Here is a 14107-nt window from a genome sequence, read left to right on the forward strand (position 1 = left end):
GCAGGCTGCGACCCACTCATGACGCCTGAACTCGGCCAGATCGCACTGATCCTGGCGCTGCTGCTTTCGCTTGCCCAGGGCGTGTTGCCGCTGATCGGTGCCTGGCGCGGCAACACCGCTTTGATGGGCGTCGCGCGACCGGCAGCGGTGGGCCAGGCCGTGTTCGTGTGGATGGCGTTCGGCCTGCTCGCCTGGTCGCTGCTGTCGCTGGATTTTTCGGTCGGCTATGTCGCCGCCAACGCCAACATCGCCCTGCCCTGGTACTACCGCTTCGCCGCGGTGTGGGGCGCGCATGAAGGCTCGTTGCTGCTGTGGATCGCCATCCTTGCCACCTGGACGGTGTTGCTGGCCGCTTTTAGCCGGCATCTGCCGCAGTATTTCGCTGCACGCGTGTTGGCGGTGCTGGGCCTGGTGTCGGTGGGCTTTCTGGCTTTCATCCTGCTGACCTCCAATCCGTTCGGGCGGCTGTCGCCGATTCCGCTGGACGGCAACGAGCTCAATCCGGTGTTGCAGGATCCGGGCATGACCTTCCACCCGCCGGTGCTCTACACCGGCTATGTCGGTTTCTCGGTGGCCTTTGCGTTCGCGGTGGCGGCGCTGCTGGGCGGCGAACTGGAACAGGCCTGGGTGCGCTGGGCGCGGCCATGGACCAATGTGGCCTGGGCCTGCCTCACCGCCGGCATCGTGGCCGGCAGCTGGTGGGCGTATGCAGAACTGGGCTGGGGCGGCTGGTGGTTCTGGGACCCGGTGGAAAACGCCAGTTTCATGCCGTGGTTGGTGGGCACCGCGTTGATCCACACCCAGGCGGTCACCGAAAAACGCGGCAGCCTGCGTGCGTGGACCATCCTGCTATCGATCCTGGCGTTCTCGCTGTCGCTGCTGGGCACGTTCCTGGTGCGCTCGGGCGTGCTGACCTCGGTACATGCGTTCGCCGCCGACCCGCGCCGCGGGCTGTACATCCTGATCTTCCTGGTCGCAGTGGTCGGTGGCTCGTTACTGCTCTACGCCTTGCGCGCACCCAGAATCGCCAGCGGTAAACCGTTTGCCGCCGCCTCGCGCGAAACTGGGATTCTGATCGGCAATCTCTTGCTCACCGTCGCCGCAGCGATGGTGTTGCTGGGCACCTTGTTCCCGCTGATTGCCGATGCCTTCGGCCTGGGCAAGGTGTCGGTGGGGCCGCCGTATTTCGGCCTGCTGTTCCCGTTGCTGATGTTGCCGGTAGTGCTGTTGCTGCCGTTCGGCCCCTACCTGCGTTGGGGACAGGCCGACGCTGCCCCCTTGAAGGCGCTGGGTGCCCGCGCAGGCATCGCTGCAATCGCCTGCGCGCTGGTCGGCAGCCTGTTTGCCGAGGGCCAGGCCAAGGCCATCGCCGGCATTGGCGTGGCAGCCTGGGTGGCCACCGGCACCGCGCTATACGTCTATAAACGGTGGCGCGAGATGCCGCGTGGGCGGCGCTTTCCGGCAGAGATGGCCGGCATGTTGATTGCGCATGCCGGCGTGGCGGTGTTCGTCGCCGGCGTGCTGATCTCCGACAGCCTGTCGGTCGAACGCGATGTACGGCTGTCGCCCGGCCAAAGCGCCGATATTGCCGGTTATGCATTCCGCTTCGACGGCGTGCAGCTGGTCGACGGGCCGAACTGGAAGGCCGAACAAGGCAGCGTGCAGGTCAGCCGCGATGGCAAGGTCATTGCGCAATTGCATCCGCAAAAACGCCTGTACAGCAGCGAACGCATCCAGACCGAATCGGCGATCGATCCCGGCGTCACCCGCGATCTGTATGTCGCGCTCGGCGAGCCGCTGGACGACCAGCACATCGAACACGATTGGACCTTGCGGCTGTACTACAAACCCTTCATCCGCTGGATCTGGGCCGGCGGCCTATTGATGATGCTGGGCGGCTTCGTCAGCGCCTGCGCACGACGCTTCCGCGCGCCGGTCTCCGCAGGCAAGGCGGCTGCATCGCCCGCATACCAGGCGCCCATCATCGCGCAGGAGTCGCACCCGTGAAGCGCATGCTGCCCCTGCTGGGGTTCTTGTTGGTCGCCGCCCTGTTCGGCTTCGGCATCTACTGGACCATGCAGCACAACCCGCGCGATGTGCCCTCCCCATTGATCGGCAAACCGGCACCGGCCTTCTCGCTGCCGCGGCTGGATGCGCCCGACCAGCACGTCACCCGTGCGCAACTGCTGGGCAAGCCGTATGTGCTCAACGTGTTCGGCAGTTGGTGCGCCGAATGCGTGCACGAGCATCCAGTACTGATGGCGCAGGCCAGCCGGCTCGGCGTGCCGTTGATCGGCTACAACTACAAGGACGCGCCGGCCGATGCGACCGCCTGGCTGGCACGCTTGGGCAATCCGTACGCAGTGGTCATCGCCGATGAAGCCGGCCAGACCGCCATCGATTTCGGCGTCTACGGCGCACCGGAAAGCTTCCTGATCGATGCGCAGGGCATGATCCGCTACAAGCACATCGGCGTGCTCACCCCCGATGTCATCAACGATGAGCTGCTGCCCGCCATCGCCGCACTGCCCAAGGGCGCACCGTGATGCTGGGATATGGCGTCTTTCAGGCGCATCGGCGTGACCAGGCGCGCAAGCTGCGCCTGTTGCTGGTGCTGCTGTTGGGAATAGTGCTCGCGCCCTGCGTGCAGGCGCAGGCGGTGGACCCGTTGCCGTTCAAGAACCGCAGCGAAGAAGCGCGGTATCAACAACTGACCGCGCAGCTGCGTTGCCTGGTGTGCCAGAACGAGAACCTGGCCGATTCAAATGCCACCCTGGCGCGCGACCTGCGTCATCAGGTGTTCGCGCAATTGCAGGCCGGCAAGAGCGATGCGCAGATCAAGCAGTACATGGTCGACCGCTATTCGGATTTTGTGTTGTACGACCCGCCGGTCAAGCGCGGCACCTGGCTGTTGTGGTTCGGGCCGTTGCTGATGTTGGGCGCCGGCGCTGCGGTGGTGATTCACACCGTGCGTAAACGCGCACGTGTCGGCACTGCGGTGGCACCGCAGGCAGAGGAAGAATGGTGATGACGGGTTTTTATTTTTTGAGTGCTGCGCTGGTGGTGGTTGCGCTGCTGCTGTTACTGCTGCCGCTGCTGCGCACACCCACGCGCAATGGCAATGCACGTTACACGCTGCCGATTCTGCTGGTACTGGGCCTGCCCGTCGCCACCGCCGGTCTATATCGGCTGGTTGGCGCACCCGATGCCATCGCACATCCGGTCTACGTGACGGCACCCCAGACGGCGCCCATCGCAACGGCTGCTGCAGCCGATGCGGTACCACCACAACCCAGCGCTGCCGAACAGGCGCAACTGGCAGCGCTCACCTCGTGGATGGAACAGGCCAAAGCGCATGAGCAGAACAACCGCTCCGCCGAGGCGCGCGATGCCTACGCGCAGGCACTGAAGATCGCGCCCGACACCAGCGCGGCCATCGTCGGCTGGATCGCCGCCGACATGGCAACACACAGCGATTTCGCCATCGATGCGGCCTCGCGGACGCGGTTGCAGCAGCTGATCGCGCGCGAGCCGGACAATCAGCGTGGGCTGTGGCTGATGGGCATCAGTGATTTCCAGCAGCACGACTACGCCGCAGCCACCACCCATTGGCGTCACCTGCATGGCTTGCTGGAAACCGGCTCGCCGATGCAGAACGCGGTGGCGGACAAAATTGCCGTGGCCGAATCGATGGCGAGCGCGCGGCAATCCGGGCGTGCTGCACGCTGAAAAAAGCAGCACAAAACACGTGCAGGCGTGCCTGAGGCGGCGACGTCAGCCCGCTAGACGCATTGTGGTGCGCAGCGACGGTAGGTAGACGCAGAGACACAGGCTGAAGCGGACCGCGCGAGGTTGCGTGGACAGCCGCACTTGTTCCTGGATGAAGGCAGTCGACGCAGCTGCCAAGAGGCATTAAGCAAGCAATGCGGCAGATCCCACATCTGCCTTGCTCAGGACGACGGCCCCAGCACCTCGTGCAATTTCCCGCTGAACTCGCCCAGCGTAAAGGGCTTGGCGATCATGCTCATGCCCTCGGCAAGAAATTCGCCGCGGTCGCGTGCGGTCTCGGCGTAGCCGGTCATGAAGATCACCGGCAGATCGCGGCGCGACTGTCGCGCAATCTCTGCCAACTGGCGTCCGTTGAGCCCGGGCAACCCGACATCGGTCACCAGCAGATCGATCCGTCGCTGCGAGGCCAGGATCGGCAGCGCGGCGTCGGCATCGGCCACCACCTCGGCCTCGTAACCCAACTCGCCAAGCAGTTCGGTCACCAGCAGACGCACTTGTTCGTCGTCTTCCACCACCAGCACCTGCTGTCCCTGCCCGGCCACCACCGCTCCGCCTTGCGGCCCCATCGCCACGCTCTGCACGGCGACACCGGCGGGCAGATACAGGCTCACCGTGGTACCCACGCCCACTTCCGACTCCACCCAGACCTGCCCGTTGGACTGCTGCATGAAGCCATAGATCATCGACATGCCCAGGCCCGTGCCCTGCCCGATCGGCTTGGTGGTGTAAAACGGCTCGAACACGCGCTCCAGCACATCGGCCGGCATGCCGGTGCCGGTGTCGGCCACCGACACCACGGCGTAGTCGCCCGGCGCCAGGCTGATGCCACGGCCAAGTTCAAGACGGTGTTCATCGACATGCAGATACCGGGTCGAAATGCGCAACTGGCCGCCGTCCGGCATGGCGTCGCGAGCGTTGATGGCCAGGTTGATCAATGCGCTTTCCAGCTGATTTTCGTCGACATACGCATGCGGTAGCGCTTCGCAAAGATCGGCTTCCATGCGTACCGACTCGCCCAGGGTGCGCGCCAGCAATTCCTGCAGCGACACCACCAGATCGTTCAACTGCAGATGCCGCGCCTGCAGCGATTGCCTGCGCGAAAACGCCAGCAGGCGTTGGGTCAATGCGGCCGCGCGCAAGGCCGAGGCCGAGGCCACATCCAGAAACCGTCCCAGTCCCTCGGTCCGCCCCTGATCGATGCGCAGACGCGCCAGATCCAACGCCGACAAGATGCCGGTCAACATATTGTTGAAGTCGTGCGCAATGCCGCCAGTCAACTGGCCCACCGCTTCCATCTTTTGCGCTTGACGCAGCGCGGCCTCACTGGATTCGCGCGCCAGCATCTGTTGCTGCAACTCGGCCGTGCGTTCGGCTACCTTGGCCTCCAGCAGGTTGGCCTGCTCCTGGATCGACTCCAGCGCCAGCGCACGTGCGGTGATGTCGGTCGCAAACACGTGGAAGCCATCCACCTTGCCATCTGCATCGAAGCGCGGCATGTAGCGGATCTCGGCATCGCGGCGGCGCCCATCGGCATGCGGCCAGCTCGCTTCCACCGTCAGCGCCTGACCGGACAGCGCGGCTTCGATCCAGGCGCGCCGCTCGGCCACCACCGCAGGCCCCATCACATCCACCAGCGGACGTCCGATCACCTCTTGCGGCGGGATACCGATCCAGTCTTCGTACGAGCGATTGGCGAAGCGATACACCAGGTGTTTGTCGATGAAGGCGATCAACACCGGCAACGCATCAGTGACGCGGCGCAACTCGGCTTCGCTCAATGCCAGCGCAGCACGCCCTTCGGCCAGTTCGGCCATCTGGTCGCGGATCACGAACTGCTTCTGTCGCGACCGCAACGCGTTGGAAATCGCGCTCAACAGCGACGAGGAGCTCAACGGCCGCTCCAGCTCGATGACGTTGGTCATCTCGGCAGGCAGGCTCACCCGGCGACCATGCTGGCTGCCACGCGGGGCGCGCAGCAGCACGAATGGAATATCCGACCACGCCGCCTGACCCTGCAGGATCTGCTGCAACTGCTGCAGATCGCCGCGCAAGGCTTCTTCGGTGAGCACCACCACGCCGGAACTGTCGAGCAGGTCGCCAGCCAATACTTCCAATGCGCCGTAGACCCGGCGGGTTAACCCACGCCCACCGACGATGGTCGCAATACTCTCCGCATCGCGGCCGAACGGCGCAATGATGTGGACCACCGACCCATCTGCTTCACAGTTGGTCAATTGCACGATCCAGCAATGGCGTGCCGTCTCCAACAAACTGTGGGGTGCCGGTCAGCACACCATGGAACCTTTCCAGCGGTTCGCTCAAATGCAGACCGCCGCTGCTGATGCGCATCTCGCGAATCGAATCTTCATGCGCGCCACTGCGATTCTTGATGACCGACAAGGCCTTGCGGATCCGCCCCTGCGCTTCAAAGAAGCGAAACAAAATGACGGTGTCGGCCATGTAGGAGATATTGAGGTTGCCGGTCGACATCGTCCCCACCAGACCATGTTGCGGATTGATCAGGAACGTGGTCACGCCGCTCTGGTTGAGATAGGACAGCAGCTCGTGCATCTGCAGCATCAGCTGCTTTTCTTGCGGCATCGACGACAGATAGCCGTTGAGGCTATCGATCACCAGGATGCGGCAGTTCCGCGCCTCCACGCTTTCGCGCACCGCCCAGGAGAACTCGCCGGGCGTCAGTTCCGCAGGGTCCATCTGGTGCAGTTCCAACATGCCCGAGGCCAAGTGCTTGCGCAGATCCATGCCCAGGTTTTCGGCACGCGTCAGCAAGGTGCCGGTGCGCTCGTCGAACTGCAGCACGCAGCAATGCTCGCCACGTTCGCAGGCCGCACTGACATATTGCAGGGCGACATTGGTCTTGCCCGAGCCGGCCGGACCGGTCAGCAAGGTACTGGTGCCGCGCAGCGGGCCGCCATGCAACAGTGCATCGATGCGCTCGACTCCGCTGGACACCGCATCGCCGACAAACGGCACGTGATGATCGGAGGCGATAAGACGCGGATAGATCCGCATGCCGCCCGTCACGATGGTGATGTCGTGGTAGCCGGCGGTAAAGTTGACCCCGCGCAATTTCTGCACCTGCATGCGTCGCCGCGCTGCGCCGAAATCCAGCGTCATGCGTTCCAGCGAAATCACGCCATGACACAGGCTGTGCAGATGCGCATCGCGCTGGCCATTCTCGTCGGTGAGGTCATCGACCAGAAACACGGTGATGTTGCGCGGTGCGAAGAACTGCTTCAGCGCCAACACCTGCCGTCGGTAACGCAGCGAGTCCTGCGCCAACAGACGCAGCTCGGACAACGAATCGAAGACCACGCGCGTCGGCTTGACCCTATCGACTTCGGCCTGGATCAGTTTGATCGTGCCATCCAGTTCCATTTCCCAAGGATGCAGAATGGACTGCTGGCGCCCGTCGCCCAGAAACGCTTCGGCCGAGGCCAGCTCGAAGATGTGCAAAGGTTCCAGCGACCATTCATGCGACGCGGCAACTTCGTTGAGCTCGTCGATGGTTTCCGACAACGTGACGTACAGGCAGCTTTCGCCCCTGGCTGCGCCATCGAGCAAGAATTGCAGCGACAACGTGGTCTTGCCGGAACCGGGTTGGCCTTCGAGCAGATAGAGCCGATTGGCCGGCAGTCCTCCGCGGAGGATGGTGTCAAGCCCCGTCGTCCCGGTCGTGATGCGGTTTGCGATCATCGGCTTTACATTTTTCATGCCATTTAAGTTAACACGCGCGCGTGATCGTCCGTTGCCATAGGCTGAATTGATCAGCTTGCCTGGCTTGACGCGCTGTGTGTTCTGCCCATCTTTTGCCGTGACCGTAGTGGCGGATTTTCGCTGCTTTGGGGTGTCGCAGGATTGGCAATCTGCGGCATGCCCCGGGCTTTTGTGATGCGCTGCGTGACAACTCCGACACATTCGTCACGGGCGCGCGCATAGCCTTGGCAGTGAAGCAGGTCGCGTTGTTGCGATCGCTTGAGGATCGCGGTGAACGACGCATCATGTAATGCACGCATTCTGTTGGTGGAAGACGACGACGCCATTCGCGCAATGACCGCGGATATCTTGTGCGAAGAGGGCTATCAGGTCGTCGTGTCTGCCGATGCAGAACAGGCACTGGAGCAGCTCGTCACGGCCTGTCCGTTCGACCTGCTGCTGTCGGATATCTGCCTGCCGGGCATGAACGGACGCGACCTGGCCGACAATGCGCGGCGGTTGTACCCAGCACTCCCGATCATCTTCATGACCGGCTACGCAGGCGCCAGCGCCAAGCGGGCGGACTTTCTGGATACCGGCATGCGCTTGCTCACCAAGCCATTCTCGTTACGCGACTTGCTGGGTATCGTGCAGACAACGCTGTAACCGGGCGCAACCAAGGCACTCACGCCTCGCAGGCCAGGCGTACACAGCGCTTTGCACACGTGACTGCAGCCGCCGTGTTGCGTCATCGAGCACCAGCGTGAACGCGCCCAACGCCGACGACTCGAGCGCGACGATGACTCCGCTACTCGCACAACAGCCAAGGTCATTGCAAACTCCGCTCCAGCAACTGCATCACGCGCAGCTTCAGGTCGGCCGCCAGGAACGGCTTGGTCAACACTTCCATGCCGTCGTCCAGCTGCCCGGCGCCGACGGCCGCGGTTGCCGCATAGCCGGTCACGAACAGCACCGGTAGCGTGGGTCGGTATTGCCGGCCCGCATCGGCCACCTGGCGCCCGTTCAAGCCACCGGTCAGGCCGACATCGGTCACCAACACATCGATTGGCTCTAACGAGCGCAAGCGCTCCACCGCAGCGCTGCCTTCAGCTGCTTCGATAACGCGGTAACCGGCCTCGGTGAGCACTTCCGAGATCAAGATGCGGATTGCGGTTTCATCCTCTACCAGCAAGATGGTGCAGCTCTGCGCTGCAGCGCGCTGTGGCTGTTGCGGTGTGGCGACTGCCTCGTCCTGCGCATCTGTCCCGCTGAAACGCGGCAAATACAGGGCCATGGTGGTGCCCAGGCCCACTTCCGAATCGATGCGCACGTGCCCGCCGGACTGCCGGGTAAACCCGTAGATCATCGATAGGCCCAGACCGGTGCCCTGCCCGATCGGCTTGGTGGTGAAAAACGGCTCGAACACTTTGGACATGACCTCGTCCGTCATGCCGGTACCGGTGTCCTGCACGCTCAGGCACACATAATCGCCAGGCGGCAGATCCAACTGCTGGGCCGCCACCGGATCCAGCGAGCGGTTGTGCAGCCGGATAGTGAGTACACCGCCATCGGGCATGGCATCGCGCGCATTGAGGCACAGATTGAGCAGCGCATTCTCCAACTGCGGCGCGTCTACCAGCACCTTCCACGGCTGCGGCGCCGGCGTCACCTGCAACGTGATCGATGGTCCCAAGGTCCGCGAGATGATTTCGCGCATGCCGTGCACTAGTGCGTCCACTTCCAACGCACTGGGGGCCAGCGTCTGCCGGCGCGAGAATGCCAGCAGGCGTTGCGTCAACGCAGCGGCACGCGCGGCGCTGGTCTGCGCCATTTCCACATAGCGTTCCAACCGGTCGTACTTGCCTTGCTCCACGCGCGCCTGCAGCAGCTCCAGGCCCACCGTGATGGAGGTCAACAGATTGTTGAAGTCGTGCGCCAAGCCGCCGGTGAGCTGCCCGACCGCCTCCATCTTTTGACTCTGGCGCAGTTTTTCTTCGGCCAGCAGTAACGCCGCGCTCCGTTCACGCACGCGCTGTTCCAGGGTTTCGGTCAGCACGCGCAATTGCTCTTCGGCCTCGCGTCTATCGCTGACGTCCGAGGCCGTACCGAACCACTCCTCGATCTCGCCCTCTGCATCGAGCAAGGGCACTGCGCGCAGCAGCGTCCAGCGCACCTGCTGTCTGTCCAGCACGCGAAGCTCAAGCTCCAGCGCAGCCTTATCGTCGATCGCAGCATGGATGGCCGCTAGCAACGGCGCACGATCATCCGGATGAATCCATTCCTGCTGCCAGCGCGCATTGGCCGCACGACCATCGTCCAACAAGCCATCGCCGGCATGCAGGCGCAACGCACTCCAGTTGGCAGTGGCAGAAAAGATCGCTTGCGACGACGCGCGCACCAAGGCGTCCAGCCGGCGCTCGCTTTTGATCAACGCTTGGCCGGCCAAGCGCTCGGCGGTGCGATCGCGCAGCACTTTGACAAAGCCAATCGCTACGCCAGTTTCTTCGCGCAGCACCATCAACGACCCATTGGCCCAGAACCGCTCGCCGGATTTACGCATATGCCAGCGCTCGTCCATGCCGCTACCGCTTTCCAACGCTGCGGCGGCTTCAATGAGAAGCTGTCGATTCGCCACATCTTCCGGAGTAAACATGCGCTCCAGCGATTGCCCGAGCATCTCGGCCTCGCTCCAGCCCAGAATGCGGCGCGCGCCTTCGTTCCATGAAGTCACCTGGCCGCGCATGTCGGTCGCGATGATCGCGTAGTCCATGACGCTATCGAGGATCTGCCGGTTGCGCACTTCTGCCTCGCGCACCGCGCGTTCCAGGCTGATGCGATCGGTGATATCCAACCCTTGCACGAAGATGCCGGAGACCGTGCCGTCGGCACCGGCAATCGGTTGATACACCAGGTCCAGCAGATGTCGCTCGGTGGGCCCGCCCGGCACTGCCTGGACGTCGTACACCAGCGCATTGGCCGTATGGGCGCGCCCGGAGCGATACACCTCATCCAAATGGCGCAGATGCCCTTGCTCAAGTGCGTCCGGCAACGCTTCGGCGAGCGGCCGCCCGATCACGTCGCGGTGGCCGACCAAGCGCGAGTAGCACGGGTTGGCGAACTCGACGCGATGCTGCGGCCCGCTCAAAAACGCCATGAACATCGGCGCCTGCTCGAACAAGCGGATCAAGCGCTCGTGCTCGTCGGCCAACCGCGCCTGCGCCAGCTTGCGCGCGGTCACCTCGTTGGTCACGCAGAACGCACCACCGATGCTGCCATCGTCCAGATAGATCGGCGAAAACGAAAACGTCCACCAGGTCTCTTCCGGCGTGCCGTAGCGGTTCATACCAATCGGCACTTCTTCAAAGCGCGAGGCGCTCCCGGCAAACGCTGCCTCGATCGGCGCACGTACCGCCTCCCATGCATCGGCCCACAGCTCGCGCAGCGGCGCGCCCAGTGCCTGCGGCCGACGCGGCCCCAGAATCGGCGCGTACGCATCGTTATAGAAAAACGTCAGCGCCTCGCCCCACACCACGTACATGCTCTCCGGCGAGGTGAGCATCAAGCTGACCGCATTGCGCAATGGCGACGGCCACTGCGGACTCGGCCCCAACGGCGTAGCAGCCCAGTCGTATACGCGCACCGCCTGCGCCATGGCGCTGTCGCCATGCGGAAATGCAGTGGTCATACCGCGCGTATCCGCACGATCACCCCATGCCGCAGATCGCCTGCACGACACCACCGCATCGCTTCACCGCCTGCGCCCTGATGACTGTTCACCCATCCGTGCATCTGTGCCAAACCATTAGAAGAGAGCCCAAGACCGCGCGACGTATCGCCAACAGGCACGATCAACCGCTCACACCACCGTCATCACCCAACCTGCGGCAGGCGACGTATATCCAGCCGTTGGTGCTGCCGATGCGCCACGGTACTGCGCCGCGTGTGAGGACATGTGCTAACCAACAGGGATTTGGCGCGTCACTGCCGGTTGGGCCGTGCGATGGGCGTGTTCGCGGTGTAGATCGCGTACATGCGCTCTCGCGTTCTCAGTTCATCTTTATCGGCCCATGGCTCGCGACTTTTTTCGGCGTCTTCAAGAACAGAAGCTCACGGTTGCCTTGGACGTGCCCGGCTGCTCTGCATGCGTTAGTGGACAGCCGCTGATCTGCGCGCCGGCTGCATGACCCTTACCCGCCTAACGCCGCGGTGCACGGCGTGAATCCTTCCATGCAGGCTCTAGTTCGGTTGCTTTCGGTGTGCTTGGCTGCTTTGCATTTGCTAGTGGAGAGCCGCTGATCTGCGCCCCGGCTGCATGGTCCTTGCCCGCCTAACGCCGCGGGACACGCCGTGAATCCGTCCATGGAGGCTCTTATGCGGCATCCATGCCGCATAAGGTCCCGCGGCGGCAGGCGGGCAAGGACCAGTCATGATGGTCGGTGGGCGCGGTTTTCAATAAAGCTGCTTACAAACTCTGTAGCGCGACCTCCGCTCACCGCGCGGCATACCGATGTTCCCAGCTCAGCGCGCACAAGGAACATCGCTATCACGCGGTTGGCGCCATCGAACAAGGCAGCCGATCCATGGCGCCAAGATTGGCAGGCAGCGGACGCCACGCATGGCCGCAATGCAGCAGCGTGCGGGCGACGCCGATTGCAAGGCGTTGTCGATGTCAGTTGCGGCCAGCCATCACACCGCCATCGACGTCCCACACGGCACCAGTGACCCAAGCGGCCTTGTCAGACAGCAGGAACGCGATCACCTCGGCCACGTCCTGCGCAGTGCCGACACGGCCGATGGGATGGAATCCATTGAAGCCTTGCAGTGCTGCATGCACGTCCGCTTTCGGAATGAATCCCTCGTAGATCGGCGTGTCCACCACCGCCGGGGAGACCGCATTGACGCGGATGCCCTTCGGCGCCAGTTCCATCGCCAGATGCTGGGTCAACGCATGCAGACCGGCCTTGGCCATCGAGTAGGCCGATGACGGCGTGGCCGCAATCGCCTGCTTGCCCCACATCGAACCGATATTGACGATCGCACCGCTGCGGCCGTGCGCGACCAGATTGGCGGCGACCCTCTGCGTGATGAAGAAAAACGCCTTGTTGAGCGCCATATAGCGGTCGTAGTCGTCCTGTTGGTGCTCCAGAAACGGCTTGGGGAAAAACACGCCCGCTGCATTGACCAGCAGATCGATCTGCTGATGCGAGCGGTCGATCGCCGCCAGCAACTCGGCAATGCCTTGCTGGCTAGTCAGATCGGCATTCAATGCCTCTACCGATCCGAGTGCAGCCAGCGCCTGGCGGGCTGCTTCGGTCTTCTCGGCGCGTTGGCCAACGATCACCGCATGCCCGCCACCAAGCAGGATGTGCCGGGCCACTGCATACCCCATGCCGCTGGTGCCACCGACGACCAATAGCTTCTTACCGTTGAATTGCGTGTCCATGATCAAACCTCGACGTGCCTGCCGTCAGGCAGGTCAGAAAGACAGCCGGCGAACTGGTCGCCGGGATAAGCCAACACCACCCACCTGCATCGCCAACGAAGGCGCGGCGGGCAGGCCGTGGAGTGGCGGACATTGTTCGGCTGGGGCGGCATGACCACAAACCAGTTAATGTGTCCCGACCTGAAAGAAAATCTTTATCGTGAAAAAGTCGCCCGTCCACCTCAATGCACTGCGAGCCTTCGAAGCCAGCGCTCGCCATCAGAGTTTTTCGGCTGCTGCGGCCGAGCTGCATGTCACACCGGCGGCGGTCGGCCAGCTGGTACGAACACTGGAAGACTGGGTAGGCACCCCCTTGTTTCATCGCAGCCAGGCTGGCCGCGCCCGTTTGCTGCCCACGCCCGCCGCCGAGCAGGCGCTGCCCGATGTGCGTGCTGGGCTGGATCGCCTGACCCTTGGGCTGGAACGGCTGAAAGAACAGTCCGGCGGCACCATGCTGACCATGACCGTCAGCCCGGCCTTTGCAGCCAAGTGGCTGCTCCCGCGCATCGATCGCTTCCAGACCGCGCATCCCGATATCGACATCCGGCTTGAGACCAGCCTCAAACCTGTGGATTTCCTCACGCAACGGATCGACATCGGCGTGCGCTATGGCGCTGGCCAGTGGCCGGGCCTGGTGGCCCTCAAGCTGATGGACGAGGAGGTCTATCCGGTCTGCTCACCAGCGTTGATCGGCCGGCTACGCGCACCGGCGCAGCTGACAGGCGAGACGCTGATCCACGACCTCTCGATGGAGACGCATCCCAACTTCCCGTCCTGGACCGCGTGGCTCGATAAGGCAGGCGTCGTCGGCGTGGATGCGATCCGGGGCCTGAAGATCAACAATGCAGCTGCCGTGCTGCAGGCCGCCATCGAGGGACACGGCATCGCGCTGGCGCGCAGCGTGATGGCGCATGACGACATCGCCACAGGCCGGCTGATCCGTTTGTTCCCGGAGCTGCAGTTCCTCTCGCCCCTGGCCTATTACCTCGTCAACCGCCAAGAGAGCTCTCACCTGCCGCGGATTGCCGCTTTCCGGCAGTGGATCTGCGAAGAAGCCAGCGCAAACAGCGCACTCGCGGCTACGCGCTAGACCCGCGACGATCGCACCACCGTATCGGT

At 63.6% G+C, this 14107-nt stretch carries 10 protein-coding genes; 6 read left to right on the plus strand and 4 right to left on the minus strand.

The window, feature by feature from the left end; all coding sequences use genetic code 11:
• The first annotated feature begins 18 nt into the window (after nucleotides 1–18).
• The 4 genes from ABQZ00_RS11500 to ABQZ00_RS11515 are packed head-to-tail and all read left to right on the plus strand — an operon-like array spanning nucleotide 19 to nucleotide 3729.
• Nucleotides 19–2007, plus strand: a complete 1989-nt coding sequence (locus ABQZ00_RS11500) for a heme lyase CcmF/NrfE family subunit (protein WP_323538279.1) — start codon at nucleotides 19–21, stop codon at nucleotides 2005–2007.
• Nucleotides 2004–2546: a DsbE family thiol:disulfide interchange protein gene (locus ABQZ00_RS11505; RefSeq protein ID WP_323517029.1), complete on the plus strand. Its 543-nt coding sequence runs from the start codon at nucleotides 2004–2006 to the stop codon at nucleotides 2544–2546. Before ABQZ00_RS11500 ends, ABQZ00_RS11505 begins: the two co-directional genes overlap by 4 nt.
• Nucleotides 2546–3028: a cytochrome c-type biogenesis protein gene (locus ABQZ00_RS11510; protein WP_115527569.1), complete on the plus strand. Its 483-nt coding sequence runs from the start codon at nucleotides 2546–2548 to the stop codon at nucleotides 3026–3028. The genes ABQZ00_RS11505 and ABQZ00_RS11510 overlap by 1 nt, the downstream gene beginning before the upstream one ends.
• Nucleotides 3022–3729: a tetratricopeptide repeat protein gene (locus tag ABQZ00_RS11515; protein WP_323538278.1), complete on the plus strand. Its 708-nt coding sequence runs from the start codon at nucleotides 3022–3024 to the stop codon at nucleotides 3727–3729. Before ABQZ00_RS11510 ends, ABQZ00_RS11515 begins: the two co-directional genes overlap by 7 nt.
• 221 nt (nucleotides 3730–3950) lie before the next feature.
• Here the strand turns inward: ABQZ00_RS11515 and ABQZ00_RS11520 are convergent, their stop codons facing one another.
• Together ABQZ00_RS11520 and ABQZ00_RS11525 are read right to left on the minus strand one after the other, a co-directional pair.
• Complete coding sequence (locus tag ABQZ00_RS11520) at nucleotides 3951–6023, minus strand: PAS domain-containing protein (RefSeq protein WP_323538277.1); 2073 nt, start codon at nucleotides 6021–6023, stop codon at nucleotides 3951–3953.
• On the minus strand, nucleotides 6010–7524 hold the full coding sequence (locus ABQZ00_RS11525; RefSeq protein ID WP_055844452.1) for an ATPase domain-containing protein: 1515 nt from the start codon (nucleotides 7522–7524) through the stop codon (nucleotides 6010–6012). The genes ABQZ00_RS11520 and ABQZ00_RS11525 overlap by 14 nt, the downstream gene beginning before the upstream one ends.
• A 303-nt stretch (nucleotides 7525–7827) precedes the next feature.
• On the opposite strand from ABQZ00_RS11525, the gene ABQZ00_RS11530 reads away from it, so the two are divergent.
• Nucleotides 7828–8172 (plus strand): response regulator, encoded by a 345-nt coding sequence (locus tag ABQZ00_RS11530; RefSeq protein WP_323538364.1) that lies wholly within the window; start codon nucleotides 7828–7830, stop codon nucleotides 8170–8172.
• Between the two features lie 163 nt (nucleotides 8173–8335).
• On the opposite strand, the gene ABQZ00_RS11535 is transcribed toward ABQZ00_RS11530, so the two are convergent.
• Complete coding sequence (locus tag ABQZ00_RS11535) at nucleotides 8336–11191, minus strand: hybrid sensor histidine kinase/response regulator (protein WP_323538276.1); 2856 nt, start codon at nucleotides 11189–11191, stop codon at nucleotides 8336–8338.
• Between the two features lie 984 nt (nucleotides 11192–12175).
• Nucleotides 12176–12949: an SDR family NAD(P)-dependent oxidoreductase gene (locus ABQZ00_RS11540; RefSeq protein ID WP_323538275.1), complete on the minus strand. Its 774-nt coding sequence runs from the start codon at nucleotides 12947–12949 to the stop codon at nucleotides 12176–12178.
• A gap of 199 nt (nucleotides 12950–13148) precedes the next feature.
• Here ABQZ00_RS11540 and gcvA point away from each other — a divergent pair, with 199 nt between their 5' ends.
• Nucleotides 13149–14078, plus strand: coding sequence for a transcriptional regulator GcvA (gene gcvA / locus ABQZ00_RS11545; RefSeq protein ID WP_115527564.1), 930 nt, complete (start codon nucleotides 13149–13151; stop codon nucleotides 14076–14078).
• Nucleotides 14079–14107 lie beyond the last annotated feature (29 nt).

Origin of the sequence: Xanthomonas sp. WHRI 10204, from assembly GCF_040202875.1 — a bacterium.
Taxonomy (GTDB): Bacteria; Pseudomonadota; Gammaproteobacteria; order Xanthomonadales; family Xanthomonadaceae; genus Xanthomonas.